1 protein-coding gene is annotated in these 453 nt (G+C 53.2%); it reads left to right on the top strand.

Annotated elements, in window-relative coordinates:
* Positions 1-271 precede the first annotated feature (271 nt).
* Positions 272-453: hypothetical protein (locus EXE42_RS18795; RefSeq protein WP_158293744.1), on the top strand; the 182-nt coding region annotated here is incomplete at its 3' end.

The following is a 453-nucleotide window of genomic DNA, read 5'->3' on the forward strand; positions in this document are numbered from 1 at the left end:
GTATGATGGGTGGCACGCTGAATACTGGGAGTACTCGTTCATCAGCGACATGGAACAGGTCAAGCTGTATGACACGCCTTATGACTTTCCTGAGCGGCTGACAGCTCCTAGTGAGTCATAAACGTTTAGGCAGGGGTCTGCGAACCATTCTGTTATCGTGACACGGTTTGAGACCCGTAGTCTTCGCCTTCCTGAGGTAGCGGACACCCTTCGAGGGTTCGCTGATGAAACGACTGGGAAGGCTATTTGGGTAGTTCTTGCTCCTGCGGAGATGTTAGAAAAGACGCTTGCACAACAATTTGCACATGCCGAAGGCATCCCCGTTGTTAATCTCAATAAGCAGGTCTCTGAGCGGGTTCGTGCCACTGATGACTACGAAACCTGGAAAATGGCAGAAAAGGCGGGGAATCCGGACCCGCTCTCCCGCGCTGTCGCAGACGCGATCGAGGACTG

Origin of the sequence: Halorubrum sp. SP3, assembly GCF_005435195.1 — an archaeon.
Classification (GTDB): domain Archaea; phylum Halobacteriota; class Halobacteria; order Halobacteriales; family Haloferacaceae; genus Halorubrum; species Halorubrum sodomense.